Annotated in this window: 14 protein-coding genes, 1 tRNA gene and 1 pseudogene; 9 read left to right on the forward strand and 7 right to left on the reverse strand. The window is 57.0% G+C overall.

Going from position 1 to position 13,732, the window contains the following annotated elements; genetic code table 11:
- Positions 1 to 20: 20 nt before the first annotated feature.
- A tRNA-Cys gene (locus AC2FD9_RS09460) sits at positions 21 to 94 on the reverse strand.
- 227 nt (positions 95 to 321) lie between these two features.
- On the opposite strand from AC2FD9_RS09460, the gene AC2FD9_RS09465 reads away from it, so the two are divergent.
- From AC2FD9_RS09465 to AC2FD9_RS09475, 3 genes are all read left to right on the forward strand, one after another.
- Entirely contained in the window at positions 322 to 975 is a 654-nt protein-coding gene (locus tag AC2FD9_RS09465) for a protein-L-isoaspartate O-methyltransferase family protein (RefSeq protein ID WP_282119906.1), read from the forward strand.
- A gap of 95 nt (positions 976 to 1,070) precedes the next feature.
- Positions 1,071 to 2,489 (forward strand): TolC family outer membrane protein, encoded by a 1,419-nt coding sequence (locus AC2FD9_RS09470; protein ID WP_496836548.1) that lies wholly within the window; start codon positions 1,071 to 1,073, stop codon positions 2,487 to 2,489.
- Positions 2,490 to 2,563: 74 nt separating this feature from the next.
- A complete protein-coding gene (locus tag AC2FD9_RS09475) occupies positions 2,564 to 3,328 on the forward strand; it encodes a hypothetical protein (RefSeq protein ID WP_496836550.1) in 765 nt (254 codons plus the stop codon).
- A 3-nt stretch (positions 3,329 to 3,331) separates the two neighbouring features.
- On the opposite strand, the gene AC2FD9_RS09480 is transcribed toward AC2FD9_RS09475, so the two are convergent.
- Entirely contained in the window at positions 3,332 to 4,789 is a 1,458-nt protein-coding gene (locus tag AC2FD9_RS09480) for a cobyric acid synthase (RefSeq protein WP_496836552.1), read from the reverse strand.
- Between the two features lie 60 nt (positions 4,790 to 4,849).
- On the opposite strand from AC2FD9_RS09480, the gene AC2FD9_RS09485 reads away from it, so the two are divergent.
- On the forward strand, positions 4,850 to 5,419 hold the full coding sequence (locus AC2FD9_RS09485) for a cobalamin biosynthesis protein CobQ (protein ID WP_496836553.1): 570 nt from the start codon (positions 4,850 to 4,852) through the stop codon (positions 5,417 to 5,419).
- A gap of 67 nt (positions 5,420 to 5,486) precedes the next feature.
- Here AC2FD9_RS09485 and AC2FD9_RS09490 read toward each other — a convergent pair whose 3' ends face one another.
- Positions 5,487 to 5,807, reverse strand: a complete 321-nt coding sequence (locus tag AC2FD9_RS09490; protein ID WP_008757056.1) for a DUF6280 family protein — start codon at positions 5,805 to 5,807, stop codon at positions 5,487 to 5,489.
- A 218-nt stretch (positions 5,808 to 6,025) separates the two neighbouring features.
- Between AC2FD9_RS09490 and efp the strand changes: the two genes are divergently transcribed.
- Positions 6,026 to 6,589 (forward strand): elongation factor P, encoded by a 564-nt coding sequence (gene efp, locus AC2FD9_RS09495; protein WP_058274164.1) that lies wholly within the window; start codon positions 6,026 to 6,028, stop codon positions 6,587 to 6,589.
- A gap of 58 nt (positions 6,590 to 6,647) precedes the next feature.
- Here efp and AC2FD9_RS09500 read toward each other — a convergent pair whose 3' ends face one another.
- Both AC2FD9_RS09500 and ygfZ read right to left on the reverse strand, forming a co-directional pair.
- A complete protein-coding gene (locus tag AC2FD9_RS09500) occupies positions 6,648 to 7,592 on the reverse strand; it encodes an ABC transporter transmembrane domain-containing protein (RefSeq protein ID WP_282153716.1) in 945 nt (314 codons plus the stop codon).
- 106 nt (positions 7,593 to 7,698) lie between these two features.
- Positions 7,699 to 8,436, reverse strand: a complete 738-nt coding sequence (gene ygfZ, locus AC2FD9_RS09505; protein ID WP_282119900.1) for a CAF17-like 4Fe-4S cluster assembly/insertion protein YgfZ — start codon at positions 8,434 to 8,436, stop codon at positions 7,699 to 7,701.
- Positions 8,437 to 8,510: 74 nt separating this feature from the next.
- On the opposite strand from ygfZ, the gene AC2FD9_RS09510 reads away from it, so the two are divergent.
- The gene (locus tag AC2FD9_RS09510; RefSeq protein ID WP_282119899.1) at positions 8,511 to 9,185 is read left to right on the forward strand and encodes a TIGR04283 family arsenosugar biosynthesis glycosyltransferase; all 675 of its coding nucleotides are present in this window, start codon (positions 8,511 to 8,513) and stop codon (positions 9,183 to 9,185) included.
- A 7-nt stretch (positions 9,186 to 9,192) separates the two neighbouring features.
- Here AC2FD9_RS09510 and AC2FD9_RS09515 read toward each other — a convergent pair.
- Together AC2FD9_RS09515 and AC2FD9_RS09520 are read right to left on the reverse strand one after the other, a co-directional pair.
- Positions 9,193 to 9,948 (reverse strand): annotated as a pseudogene (locus AC2FD9_RS09515) (hypothetical protein); the annotation flags it as partial.
- Positions 9,949 to 10,026: 78 nt separating this feature from the next.
- The gene (locus tag AC2FD9_RS09520; protein WP_108860251.1) at positions 10,027 to 10,914 is read right to left on the reverse strand and encodes a MurR/RpiR family transcriptional regulator; all 888 of its coding nucleotides are present in this window, start codon (positions 10,912 to 10,914) and stop codon (positions 10,027 to 10,029) included.
- A 136-nt stretch (positions 10,915 to 11,050) separates the two neighbouring features.
- On the opposite strand from AC2FD9_RS09520, the gene AC2FD9_RS09525 reads away from it, so the two are divergent.
- The 3 genes from AC2FD9_RS09525 to AC2FD9_RS09535 are packed head-to-tail and all read left to right on the forward strand — an operon-like array spanning position 11,051 to position 13,703.
- On the forward strand, positions 11,051 to 11,806 hold the full coding sequence (locus AC2FD9_RS09525) for an N-formylglutamate amidohydrolase (protein WP_496836557.1): 756 nt from the start codon (positions 11,051 to 11,053) through the stop codon (positions 11,804 to 11,806).
- Positions 11,803 to 12,387, forward strand: coding sequence for a TRAP transporter small permease subunit (locus AC2FD9_RS09530; protein WP_282119896.1), 585 nt, complete (start codon positions 11,803 to 11,805; stop codon positions 12,385 to 12,387). Before AC2FD9_RS09525 ends, AC2FD9_RS09530 begins: the two co-directional genes overlap by 4 nt.
- A complete protein-coding gene (locus AC2FD9_RS09535) occupies positions 12,384 to 13,703 on the forward strand; it encodes a TRAP transporter large permease (protein ID WP_113790362.1) in 1,320 nt (439 codons plus the stop codon). Before AC2FD9_RS09530 ends, AC2FD9_RS09535 begins: the two co-directional genes overlap by 4 nt.
- Positions 13,704 to 13,732 lie beyond the last annotated feature (29 nt).

Genomic DNA, 13,732 nt, shown 5'->3' on the forward strand with positions numbered 1-13,732 from the left:
GCTAAGTGCTTGGAAATAAATGGAGGCGAGTACCGGAATCGAACCGGTGTACACGGATTTGCAATCCGCTGCGTCACCACTCCGCCAACTCGCCTTTTCAAGTAAAATCAAATACTTGCCGTGGTGTGATCGGCGTTTTAGCAGCTTTCGACAGGAGCGTCCAGAGGGGGGAGCGCAAATTTCAGGGCCGGGTGCCAACTTAGTCTTTGGTTGCGACGTTGTATCTTGTGAAGATTGGAAAGTTTCCGTGTCTGGGCCGTTGCCGGTTTTTCAAGGATGTGGCAGAACTCAATCACCCAAGGGAGCAAGATGAGCGATCCAATGACAGATTTCGCAGCCCGCCGCCGGACGATGGTCGATACGCAGATACGTCCTTCTGATGTCACGAAGTTTCCCATCATAGACGCGATGCTGACCGTCAAGCGCGAGAATTTCGTGCCGGACGCGCAGCGCGAAGCGGCATATGTCGAGGGATTGATCGAACTGGGTGATGGGCGCTGCATGTTGGAGCCGCGGACCCTGGCTAAGATTCTGGACATATTGAACATTTCGAACGACGAGTCGGTTTTGGATATTGCTCCGGCCTTGGGGTATTCGACGGCAGTCGCCGCGCGCATGGCACAGCTGGTTGTTGCCGTAGAGGAAGATGAAAATCTGGCGGCCGAATCTCAGTCTATCCTGATGGAGGCGGAGGCTGACAATGCGATTGTCCATGTCGGCCCGCTTGAGCAAGGTGCCCCCGAACATGGGCCCTATGACGTGATTATGGTCCAGGGTGGTGTGGAACAGGTTCCGGATGCGTTGATCGCGCAACTTAAGGACCATGGGCGAATTGCGTGCCTTTTTGTCCAAGGTGCACTGGGGATCGTCCGTATCGGCCATAAATCTGGGGATCGGGTGACCTGGCGGGACGCGTTTAATGCCAATGCACCGATTTTGCAGGCATTTTCCACGAACCGTGTATTTTCGCTATAGTTTTATGGCGGATTGTTCTGCCGCCTTGATTAGTTGAACACAAACGCGCAAACTGTCGGCAGAGCAGCGTAATTTTGATTTGAGAGGATTTCGTTATGAGTTCTATGGCGGGAGGAAAGCTGGTCAAGGCGCTGGCGCTGACTGCGGGGGTCGCACTTAGCTTTGTACCGGGACGGGTCGTTTGGGCCGACAATATTACTGACGCATTCATTGGCGCGTACAATACCAGCGGGTTGCTGGAACAGAACCGCGCATTGTTGCGTGCGGCGGACGAAGACGTGGCAATTGCATTGTCAGCGCTTCGACCGATCATCAACTGGACGGTCGCGATTAGCAGCAACTATAACCGTCGCAACGTCAGCGATGTGGTGACAAGAACCGACCCGAACAACTTCTTTACGGGGCTGACCCTCAGCCAACTGCTCTACGATGGTGGGGCCGCTGTTCTGGGCAAGCAATCGGCGCAAGAAACGGTGCTGTCGACCAGGCAGACCCTTGTTGATATTGAACAGCAGGTTTTGTTCCGCGGTGCCAATGCGTATCTTGAAGTGCTGCTGCAGGAAGAAACCGTACAGATCCGCCTGAACAACGTCGATGTATCGGCAGAGGAACTGCGCGCATCGCAGGACCGGTTTGATGTTGGCGAAGTCACGCGTACGGACGTTGCGCTGTCACAAGCCCAGCTTGCAAGCTCGCAAGCTGATCTGGCCGTTGCACGCGGTAACCTCGACACGGCGCGGGCGGAATACGTGAATGCCGTTGGCAAATCGCCCGGGCGCACAGCTGGTCAACCGAGCCTGCCAAATCTGCCAAGCTCGGAACCGCAGGCCGTCAGCCTAGCGCAGCGAAACCACCCCGCCATTCTTTCGGCACAGCATCAGGTGCGTGCCTTCGACCTGATCGTTGCGCAACAGCGCGCCAACCTGGGTCCGAATGTCAGCCTGAACGCCGACGCCGGTATCACTGAGACCTATGACAACGATGACAATATCGAAGACGGCAGTGTTTCGCTGAACTTCAGTCAGCCGATTTACGCTGGTGGCCGTTTGGCCGCAAGCGTGCGCCGCGCCATGGCTACACGGGATGCATCGCGCGCCAATCTGTTGAATGTGCAGAAAGATATCACTCAGGGTGTGACAGATGCCTACGCCCGTTTCCAAGCCGCGTCAGCAAGTTTGCGGGCGTCGACCGAACGGGTGCGGGCATCGCAGGTGGCATTTGATGGTATCCGCGAAGAAGCTACTTTGGGTGCCCGGACCACGCTGGATGTTCTGAACGCACAGCAGGATTTGCTGGACGCGCAACTGGCCGAGGTTGCATCGCGGATCGAGCGATCGCGGGCCGCATACCAGTTAGTGCAGGCACAGGGCCTGTTGACCGCCGAACGTTTGGGACTGGCCGTGCAGATCTATGATCCGACGCTGTACTATAACCTGGTCAAGAAAGCGCCGGCTCAGGTCAGCAGACAAAGCAAGGACCTGGATCGCGTTCTCAAAGCGTTGCGTCGCGACTAAGGGCCAATACTATCTGTTGTGACGACCGGTTTGTTTGGCTACACTCAATCCTGAGGATAGAGCGGTAGAGAACAATGACGGAAAAAGTCGTGAACGGCAGAGTAGAGGACGTGCTGTCCTCGATCAAACGGCTAGTCGGTGAAAGAGGTGAGCAAACCTCGGAGTCGGCGCCTTCAATCGCCCGCAAGCCCGGGCGATTGGTACTTACCGATGCATTGCGAGTCGGCGGAACGTCCAGCATTCAGGACGGCCCGGAGAATGAAGCAGAGGTCAAAGCAGGCTACACGGCTGACGCGTCGGTCAAGCCGATGCTTCTGCGCGCGTGCGACATCGTTAATCGTGAAAACCCCGCCAACAAAGAACAGGCCGCGCCAGAGCCGCCCAAAAACCCGACTAACAGTCTGAGCGCAAAGATCGAAGCCCTAGAAGCGGCGATTGCACGCACTGAGGACCAGTGGGAGCCGGATGGCGACAGCGAAGACGAGTACTCCGGTACTCCGGCGAAGGCCCTTGAATTCAGCGCGCGCAAAGAATTTACGGATACCGAGGGAAAGAAAGCCGAACCCACTCAGGCAAAGGCCAAAGAAGCTGTCGCGACGACCAAGGCAACTTTCGTTCGCGACCCCGAGGTGATCACCGCACCACCTGTTCACCCAGTCGAAGCAGCAGCGGAAGATTCAGCGATAGCTGGTATTAGCGAAGACGCATTGCGCAAAATGATCGCTGAGGTTGTCCGTGAAGAATTGCAGGGTGTTTTGGGCGAACGTATCACCCGCAACGTCCGTAAGATGGTCCGGCGCGAAATCTACAAAGCCCTGGCCGAGCAGGACCTCGAATAACACTCAGACGCTTTTGGGCGTTTCTGCAAGCGCCAGCAGGCGGTCCAGATCCATATTCTGTTCAAGGTGGTCGGCCAGCGCGTTCAACGTATCTTCGACCCCGTCTTCATAGGCCAGGTCCGAGGTCACGCCCAATTGCGACAGGTAAGACGCGCGGAATGCGTCCGAGCTGAAGATACCGTGCAGGTAACTACCGCGGATACGACCAGAGGCGTTTGCAGCACCTTCTGGCCGCCCCTCGACCTCTAGCCAAGCGCGGGCGCAATCAGGGCCTTCGGTACGGCCCATGTGGATTTCGTAGCCCGACACCGGTTCTCCTCCGTTAAGGGCGCGGGCCGAAGTGAGCGTTACCTGTTTCTTCCCTGCCATCACGGTCTCAACATCCAGCAGGCCTAACGCTTCAACAGTTCCCGGTTGTCCGTCGACGCCATCCGGATCAGCGATTGTCTTGCCCAGCATTTGATAGCCGCCGCACAGGCCCAGAACATGGCCGCCCCGGCGGACATGGGCATATAGGTCGATATCCCAGCCCTGAGCCCGGAAATAAGCCAGATCGCCAATGGTGGATTTGCTGCCGGGCAGCAGTACCAAATCGGCATCACCGGGCAGGGGGCGTCCTGCTGGCACGATCTCGACCGAGACACCGGGTTCGGCAGACAAAGGGTCGAGGTCGTCAAAATTTGCCATGCGTTCCAACTGCGGAACAACCACCTTGCAGGCCCCGCCAGAGTGGGACCGGATATCCATCATATCCTCGGCTGGCAGTTTCCACGCATCATGGAACCAGGGAACGACGCCCAGACAGGGCCATCCGGTACGTGCAGCGATTTCATCGCGACCTTCATCGAAAAGGGATACGTCGCCCTTGAACCGATTGACGGCAAAACCCCGGATCATCTCCAGATCGCGTGCATCCAATACCGCCTGGGTGCCTACGATCTGGGCAATGACACCCCCGCGGTGAATATCACCTACCAGAATAACGGGTACGGCTGCAGCGCGCGCAAATCCCATATTGGCGATGTCACCCTTGCGCAGGTTGGTTTCGGCCGGGCTACCCGCGCCTTCGATCAGGACAAGATCCGCGTCGCTGCACAAGCGGTCAAAGCTTTCAAGCGCTGCGCCCAGAAGTTTGGATTTATCCTTGCGGTAATCGCCCGCCTTCATCGTGCCGGCCCGTTGGCCTTGTACGATGATCTGAGCACCAGTGTCGGTTTCCGGTTTCAGCAGAATTGGATTCATGTCTGTATGCGTCGCACGCCGCGCCGCCAGCGCTTGCAGGGCCTGTGCGCGCCCGATCTCTCCGCCATTTTCGGTGACGGCGGCATTGTTCGACATGTTCTGCGGTTTGAACGGTGCAACGCGCAGCCCGCGCCGGGTGAAAGCCCGCGCCAGACCGGCCACTAGAACCGATTTCCCGACATTGCTGCCGGTGCCCTGAATCATGATGGACCGAACCATGGCCTGTCTCCTATGTTGATGCGCAGATGACCTGATTTGCGGGCAAAGGAAAAGCCAAAGTTGAACACGCCAGCGCATCTTTTGATCGGAGCTGCCGCCTTTGCCCGCCCAGCCCAGGGACGTATCCTGTGGGCCGCTCTGTTTGGTTCGCTATTGCCGGACCTGTCGCTTTACCTGATGGCGGGCACGTCCCTTTACGTGCTTGGGATTCCACCAAGCGTGGTCTTCAACCAGCTTTATTTTTCCGACGGCTGGCAGACCGTGTTTGCGATCGACAATTCCTTTGTCCTTTGGGGGGGGGCCTTGCTTGTCGGGGTATGGATGCGCTGGAAGGTCTGGACCGTTGGGGCGTCCGCCGGGTTGCTGCATCTTTCGATGGATTTTCTGCTGCATGCCGGGGATGGGCGGCCGCAGTTCTGGCCATTCAGCAATTGGGTGTTTCACAGCCCCATCAGCTATTGGGACAGCACGCATCACGCTTTGTGGGTGGCACCAATTTCGGCCGTGCTTTGTGTCGCGTGTTACGCCGTTTTGTGGCGTCGCGGCATGCCCATCTGGGCGAAAGCGTTCTTTGCCGTGCTGCTGATGGCCGAACTGTGGGTCGCGCGGCAGTGGCTGTTGTTCTTTTGAATGATGGCATAAGAAAAGCGCGCTCCCAGCTAGGGAGCGCGCTTTTTCATGCGAAAGTCACCTTGGATCAGGCGGCTTCTGCTTGTTGGGCCGCGTTGCGACGTTCGCTTTCTTCACGCGACAGCGCAACCGAGGTGCGCACACCACGTCCAACGAACTCCATCAGTCCGCCAACAACGCGCTCATTCGGGTCGATACCCGCGCAGGACAGGACCTCGCGACCATCACGAGAGCGCGCCCACCGGGCAATTTGTTCCGGACCATTGCCATATTTTTTGTCATCGGCAATAGCGTCATCCAGCGCAGCCAGTACGACAGCCGCGAAAAGTTTGCGTGCACGATTGCCTTGCTCGTTGTTAAAGGCAGTGCCGTCAACGAAATCTCTCATCTCGTCTTCCTTGTTGTTCTTGCTCTTGCATTTTCGGCGTGACGGTTCTTATGACCGATTAAGTGCGATTCGGATACACTTAAAATGCATAGTTGCGTTGCGTCATTTGCATAGCTTGCTGCAGGTGCAGCACTAAGTCTCGTCATCTTGTCAGGTGTGTTCCCGCCAGATATAGGAGCGGGAACTGACGCATCAACCGTTTGTGAAGGATTTAAGTCATGCCCAAGATAAATGGGAACGAAATTCGCCCCGGAAATGTGCTTGAGCATAACGGCGGGCTATGGGCCGCTGTCAAAGTTGACCACGTAAAGCCCGGTAAAGGCGGTGCTTTTGCACAGGTCGAACTGCGCAATCTGCGTAATGGCTCGAAGTTGAACGAGCGGTTCCGCTCGGCTGACAAAGTGGAACGCGTGCGTCTTGAGCAGAAAGACCAGCAGTTTCTGTACGAATCTGACGGCATGCTGGTTTTCATGGATTCCGAGACATATGAGCAGATCGAATTGCCTGCGGAACTGCTGGGCGAACGCCGCCCGTTTCTGCAGGACGGCATGACAATTGTCGTCGAATTTTATGAAAGCGAGGCTCTGAACGCCACGGTGCCTCAGAAAGTGACCTGCAAGATCGTTGAGACCGAGCCTGTGGTCAAAGGTCAGACCGCCGCGAATTCGTTCAAACCGGCCATTCTGGACAACGGTGTCAAAGTCATGGTGCCGCCATTTGTCGGTCAGGATGAGATGATCGTGGTGAACACCGAAACCATGGATTATTCCGAACGCGCCTAACCACGCGTTTGCCAGAGTAAAGAAAAACCGCGTGGACCCGTGCCGCGCGGTTTATTTGTCAGCTGCCCCGTCTGATTTGGCGATACCGTTCGGGGTTGGGGCCAAACAGTTCAAGCATCAGTTCATACTTGATGCGATTGGCGCTGACCTGCCGGTAAAAGGCGATCAGGAATGCCGTGGGGCCCTGAATGCGGCTGAGGCCGCTTGTGGCGGCGACCACAGTGCCGACATCCGTTTTCCCGTTCAGAACCAAATAGCCGCCCAACATCAGGACACCGACTGTTCCGGCTCCGTTTATGACGCTCAGTAGAAACTTGGCCGAAAGTTTCCAGATGAACATCTTGCGCCGTGTTTCGTAGATCTCGTCGAACTGCGCCTCAACCTCGCGCGCGATTTCGTTGATCCGCTCGACATTCAGCTTATCGTTGGCTCCGCGTAAAATCCGGACACGTTCGGCGACAAACACGTTCACCTTGCGTTGGGATACCAGCACGATGATGATCTGCGGCACGATCATCGAAAAGGCGATCATGCCCAGCCCAGGTTGCGTTGACGAGATATAGCCGATCACACTGATCAACGTGCCGATCTGAACGACCGGGTCCGAGAAAGCGCCGCCCGCGAATTTCCCCAGCTCTTCTGCCTCGGCTGAAATCGCCGTGGTCATCGTGCCCTTGCGCATCGTTTCGCCCGAGACATTGATATCTGAGGCACGCAGCAGCAGCCTTTGGCGGATCATGCGGATCAGATCTTCGCCCAACGTTCCTGCGCGATAGCTCAAAAGCCACTTTAGGGCGAGGCTGAGTAAGATGACCGACATCATTCCGACACCCAGGTAGATCAGCCTGTCCGTGCTTACATCGGCCGAGGTCAGGTGGTTGATGATGTCGCGCTGAAACTCCAGCGGAACTGCAGCCAGACCCGCAATCGCAATGGACAGAACGATGAGGATGATCTGCCGTCCGGCGCTGGCGCGCCAGATTGCCCTGTATAGCTGGAACATACGTGCATCCGGATTGCTGATTTCAAACCAGTGTGACAGCGCGGTTGGCTATGTTCAAACCACACCAATTCAATCGGTTGCTCAGCCGTGCCGGTTCGGCAACACGTTAAGTGTCCAACTGTATGGTGGCGTCACCGGCCTGCATGTCGTTACCCACGCGGTCCAATCGCAAATAGGCGATCCCGCGACCATTGGATTGGGTGAACAATGTACCGGCCGGTTTTCCGCCAGAAGTAATTGCAGTTCCAACCGCTGCAGACCCAGTGACGCTAACGCTGCGCAGACCCTTGCGCAGTTCAGTCTTGTGTTTCATCCGCGCGGTGACTTCTTGCCCGACATAACAGCCTTTCTTGAAGTCCACGCCGTTTAGCGCCTCGAACCCGGCCTCAAGGATATAGCTTTCGGGTGTCAGTTCGATTCCAGTTTCCGGAATGCAGTGTCGCACGCGGATTGAATCCCAATCTGTACCGTCGTCGCTTTCCGAACCCGATGTATAGGTCCGCCAGCCCATATCCGGGTGCCTTGGGTCGGGCAGGGCACCTTCGGGCGCAGGGCCAGTACCGCGCTGCAGGCTCAGGTCGCTGTCTTCGATGCTGACATCTGCGCGTAGCTTGTACATGCCCAACCGTTTGGTAAATCCATCAGCAAGGCCTTCGGCAACATCTAGCAAAACCGTGTCACCCTCGCGCTTCAGGAAGAAGTCCGCCAGGTATTTGCCTTGTGGGGTCAGCAGGGCGGCGTAGACCAGCCCATTGTCCAACCCTGCGATGTCGTTGGTGATCAACCCTTGAAGAAAGCTGTCCGTGTCCGAGCCGCTCAGGCGCAATATACGGCGGTTGGGCATCTGGGTTGTCCTCGTCTTTTCCTCGAACCTCGTGATATAGGGGTTTCCGCTGCCATGACCAGAGGGTTTCCGCCGTGCCTGCGCCGATTAGCATCGTTATCCCGACCCTGAATTCGGACGGGAGCCTTCCCGCGACCCTTGCAGCCTTGATGGAAGGCCTGCATGCGGGGCTGATCCGCGAATTGATCGTCTCGGACGGAGGGTCGGCCGATCAGACGTTAAAGATTGCGGATGAGGCCGGGGCTGAGATCGTGACAGGGCCGCCTTCGCGCGGGGGGCAATTGGCCCGAGGATGCGCCGCAGCCAAAGGGGACTGGCTGCTTGTTTTGCATGCCGACACGGTTTTGCAAGCGGGGTGGGGTAAGGTTGTAGGCGACCATCTTTTCACCGGAACCCCGGCTGCTTTTCGCTTGGCGTTTCGGGCGTCAGGCTTTGCGCCGGCATGGGTGGCGGGTTGGGCCAATCTGCGCAGTCGTCTTTTTGGCCTGCCATATGGCGATCAGGGCCTGTTGGTCCCGAGTGAGATGTATCGAAAGGCGGGGGGCTTTCCTGATCAACCCTTGATGGAGGACGTCGCTTTGGTCCGCAGTTTGCGCGGCATCACTTTGCTGCCCAGCCGGGCAGTTACGAGCGCGGATCGCTATGAGCGTGCGGGCTGGTTGCGTCGGGGAGGGCGGAACCTGTGGACTCTGACGCGGTATTTTCTGGGGGCAGATCCTGCGAAGCTGGCGCAGGACTATCGGCGCTGAGCGACGCGCGCAGCTCGACCACAGATTTGCCCAGACGGAACGGCGCCGCGAAACTGACCAGACATAACGCGATGATCTGCAGTACAAGTATATGCGCATTGTCTTGCAGGTATTCCCATTCGTCCTTCAACTTGCCGACCTGTTCCACCAGATCATCATAGCTTTGCGCCAGGATCAGATAGTCTCCGGCAATCGCGGGAACCTTGCGGCGCATGTTGTCGATCGCGGCCTGTGTTATGTCGTCCAGAGTGGTAAAGACTAGGAACTGATCGATGTTGAACGCATCAGCCTTGTCGGCCATTGCGCGCATTTCGTCCTGTTCGTCTTTTGCCTGACTGCCAAACAAAAAATGCAGCCCCTGCAGTGGCGCGACCTCATTTGTGACTGCGATGAACAATGGCAGGTCGGCATTGCTGGCGGTTGAGGCCGACAGGAATTCAACCTTTTCGCACAGAATAGCAGTATCTGGATCAAAGGCCGGGTCGCAAAACCGCAGGCGGAACCGCGCGGCATCACGGTCAAAGGCCAGCCCGGCGGCGTAAGCCACGTCTATTTGGCGATCCAGTCGCGAGCTATCCGAAGTGTAAAGCCCGGCCAAAACCGCGACCAGCGCGCCAACGCCACCCAGCACGACCCAGACGAGGTCCGCGAGTTTCCAGGCACGATGCCCGGCGGGTTTACGGAAAAGAAAGGCGGTGCCAATCGATCCAATCAGAAAGAACAGGATCAAAAGCGGCAGTTGGTTTTGGGTCACGAAACTCATGCCTTCAAAGTGACGGCCTGCCATGCGGCTGGCAACACTCCTCACGCTCAGTTGTTCCGTTTGGGTGGTAAAAAGCCGTTATGAGCCCGAGCTTTGACCGAATTTCCGGAACAGTTTGGTGCGGTCAAAAGCTTGCTCCAACTCATCCGTGCGCTCTTTAACCGAATCCCACAGCCGTTCTTGTACTTCGGCGATGACGCATTCCATCAAAACCAGAATGGCTGCCATGGAGTCCCACGCAGACGGCACGGCAATGCGCGCAGCAAAGGTGTGTTTGGCCAGCCGATGAATGGGTGAGCGCCACTGATCGGTGAACAGAACAATTTCAGCCTCACGTTCATGGCACAGCTGGCCGATCAGCAGTGACGCGTTTTCATATCGGCGAACATCCAGCGTCACCAGCACATCATCTTTGCGTATGTCCAGCAAGTCATGCGTCCACGATGCCGCAACGGGCAGTAGTCGGACATCCGGGCGGATCATCTGCAGGTGCAGGTACAAGTATTGGGCCAGCGTACCGGTGATGCGGCCGCCGGTAATGAAAATGCGCCTGTTGGGGTCACATAACAGATTGCAGAAGCTGTCGAATTCACCGGGGTCGACCTCATCAATCGTGCGTTTCTGATTGGCGAGAGTCTGTTGGGAATACCGGTTCAGGATGTGTTCTTCGGGCAGGTCGTTCTGCCAAAGGTCACGCTTGGCGACTGGGCCCGAGATCATCTCTTTCACCTCACCCCGCAGGGCGGCCTGAAACTGCGGATAGCCGTCAAAGCCGGTTTTCTGCAGCATCCGTGCGACGGTTGTGGTCGAAACCGAGGCGGTGCTGGCCAGCTCGGTGATGCTGCCAAGGCCAGCCATGGGGTAGTCGTCCAGCAATACACTGACCAGTTGCCGCTCGGATGGGGTCATCTTGTCTTTGTGGGCCAGCAGCCTGTCCGTCACCCGCACGCGGCGTTCCTCCTGCATCTTTTCGATCTTAGTGTGAATAATTTTTCAGCAAGATCAAGAGTGGTGAAATTTATACAGGAAAAATATTGACAGGTTAAGGTCTCTTGTGGAAATTTTTCCACACGCATCTTAATTGGAATCGCAAGGCGGTATTTTGGACTTCGGAACAGTCGTTCACACGGACACAGTGGATGGTCCCTATTCGGTAATGCTGGTCTGCGAACACGCGTCCAGCCGCATTCCCGCGTTTTTGGGGGATATGGGATTGCCCGTGGGCGCGCTTCAAAGCCACATCGCGTGGGATCCGGGGGCATTGGCTGTGGCCAAGCTGATGGCGACGCGCCTGTCGGCACCGCTGGTGTATGGCGGGGTGTCCCGGCTGGTCTATGACTGCAATCGCCCGCCCGAAGCCGCAGGGGCCATGCCGGCGCGCAGCGAGGACTATCAAATCCCAGCGAATGTCGATCTGTCCGAGGAAGAGCGCGAAAGCAGGATTGAGAGCATCTACCGGCCCTTCAGCAGGGCGCTGTCTGAACTAATCTCTCAAAACGGGGATACGCTTGAAATTATGGTCACGGTCCACAGCTTTACACCAGTCTATTATGGTCAGACGCGTGAGGTGGAACTGGGCATATTACACGGGACGGACGACCGGTTCGCCCAGGCAATGATGATGACAGCACCCGCCGACCAACCCTATGAGACTCGCTTGAATGAGCCGTATTCGGCGGCGGACGGAGTTGCCCATACCCTTGACGCGCAGGCGCTGCCGAACGGGCTGTTGAACGTCATGATCGAGATCCGTAATGACCTGATACAAACGCCCGAGCAGCAAGAGGCGATGGCCGACTGTCTGGCGTCATGGATCGCGCGGACCCTTGCAGAGTTTCAGAAAGGGGGCGCGGCGTGATCAAAGCGATGGCGTCATATGTGCGGATCGTTGATGCGGTCAACTACCGGATCGGGCGGGTCATGATGTGGGGCCTGTTCGTGATGATGGGCATCCTGCTGTGGTCCTCGATCTCAAAAACGTTTTTCGTGCCATCGCATTGGACGCTGGAAATGGCGCAGTTTGCGATGGTGACCTATTACATTATGGGCGGACCGTATTCGATACAGCTGGGATCGAACGTCCGAATGGACCTGTTTTATCACAACTGGAGCCCGCACCGGAAAGCCTGGTTCGATGCCTTCACCGTTCTGCTGCTGATCTTCTACCTAGGGGTATTGTTTTATGGCGGGCTTGGGTCGACGGCCTACAGCCTTGGCTATTGGGGCGATGAACCGGTCTCCTACTTTTTTGGACTGTTGACAGGCAGTGAGGAAATTGGCCGGCTTGAACGCTCATCGACGGCGTGGCGGCCGTATATCTGGCCGGTAAAAACCATCATGGTGTTCGGCTTTTTCCTGATGCTGCTGCAGGCGATATCGGAATTCTTCAAAGACATAGCCCGGATCAACGGGCAGGAAATCGGGGTCGTGCGGGCATGAGCCAAGAATATATCGCCATCTTCATGTTCGCATTGATGATGCTGATGCTGTTCACAGGTCAGCGGGTCTTTGGCGCGATTGGCGCGGTGGCTACCATTGCCGCGCTGGCGCTTTGGGGCACAGGCGGGCAGGACATTACGTTCTCGGCCGCGATGAAGCTAATGAAATGGTATCCGCTGCTGACGCTGCCGATGTTCATTTTCATGGGGTATGTGCTCAGCGAAAGCCGGCTGGCGGATGACTTGTATAAGATGTTCCACGTCTGGATGGGGCCTATCAATGGTGGTCTGGCCATCGGCACCATCGGTCTTATGGTGTTGGTCTCTGCCATGAACGGCCTGAGCGTTGCAGGTATGGCCATTGGTGCGACCATTGCGCTGCCGGAGCTGCTTCGGCGCGGTTACGACAAGACGATGGTGACCGGCGTCATTCAGGCGGGTTCTAGTCTTGGCATTTTGGTGCCACCCTCGGTCGTTCTGGTCCTCTATGCGATGATCGCACGCCAGCCTGTCGGGCAACTGTGGCTGGCGGGGATTATTCCGGGTCTGCTGATGGCTGCGATGTTCATTCTCTACATCTGGATCCGCTGCCGCATTCAGCCCGAGCTGGGACCCGCAATGGAAGACGCGCATGAGGTGCCGTGGGCCGAGAAGATTCGGCTGCTGGGGGCAGGGGCGCTGCCTCTGATCATCTTCGCGGCGATGATGGTACCGTTTGTGAATGGTTGGACCTCGCTGGTCGAAAGCTCGGCGATCGGAGCGCTGACCGCTCTGGCTGTGTCCGTCATCAAGCGCCGCATGACTTGGAAGATTTTCGAAGACTGCACCAAGCAGACGTTGGCCATTTCCTGCATGTTCATGTGGATTATTCTGGCCGCGCTGGGCTTTGGGGCCGTATTTGACGGTCTCGGCGCCGTAAAAGCCATCGACAACCTATTCACAGACCAACTGGGCCTGTCGCCCTGGATGATCCTGATCCTGATGCAGCTAAGCTTTATCGTCATGGGCACGTTCCTGGATGACACGGCAATGCTGGTCATCGTGGCACCGCTTTATGTCCCGCTGGTCGGCGAGTTGGGCTTTGATCTGATCTGGTATGGGGTGCTTTATACGATCACGACGCAGATCGCCTATATGACGCCGCCCTTCGGGTACAACCTGTTCCTGATGCGCGCGATGGCCCCGCCCGAGATCACCCTGCGGGACATCTATGGTTCGATCTTTCCTTTTGTCGCGGTGATGGTGCTGGCGCTGACAATCATCATGATTTTCCCGGAAATCGCTCTGTGGTTGCCCGGGTATGTCTATGGAAACTAATAAGAATGCTCGGTGAACGGGCACAGAAA

The organism is Ruegeria sp. YTSC230, assembly GCF_059609665.1.

Excerpts from the sequence above, each read along its gene's own strand:
- efp (WP_058274164.1), top strand. The coding sequence starts at position 6,026 with ATGCCCAAGATAAATGGGAACGAAATTCGCCCCGGAAATGTGCTTGAG.
- AC2FD9_RS09465 (WP_282119906.1), top strand. The coding sequence starts at position 322 with ATGACAGATTTCGCAGCCCGCCGCCGGACGATGGTCGATACGCAGATA.
- AC2FD9_RS09470 (WP_496836548.1), top strand. The coding sequence starts at position 1,071 with ATGAGTTCTATGGCGGGAGGAAAGCTGGTCAAGGCGCTGGCGCTGACT.
- AC2FD9_RS09490 (WP_008757056.1), bottom strand. The coding sequence starts at position 5,807 with ATGAGAGATTTCGTTGACGGCACTGCCTTTAACAACGAGCAAGGCAAT.
- AC2FD9_RS09480 (WP_496836552.1), bottom strand. The coding sequence starts at position 4,789 with ATGGTTCGGTCCATCATGATTCAGGGCACCGGCAGCAATGTCGGGAAA.
- AC2FD9_RS09535 (WP_113790362.1), top strand. The coding sequence starts at position 12,384 with ATGAGCCAAGAATATATCGCCATCTTCATGTTCGCATTGATGATGCTG.
- AC2FD9_RS09475 (WP_496836550.1), top strand. The coding sequence starts at position 2,564 with ATGACGGAAAAAGTCGTGAACGGCAGAGTAGAGGACGTGCTGTCCTCG.
- AC2FD9_RS09500 (WP_282153716.1), bottom strand. The coding sequence starts at position 7,592 with ATGTTCCAGCTATACAGGGCAATCTGGCGCGCCAGCGCCGGACGGCAG.
- AC2FD9_RS09520 (WP_108860251.1), bottom strand. The coding sequence starts at position 10,914 with ATGCAGGAGGAACGCCGCGTGCGGGTGACGGACAGGCTGCTGGCCCAC.
- ygfZ (WP_282119900.1), bottom strand. The coding sequence starts at position 8,436 with ATGCCCAACCGCCGTATATTGCGCCTGAGCGGCTCGGACACGGACAGC.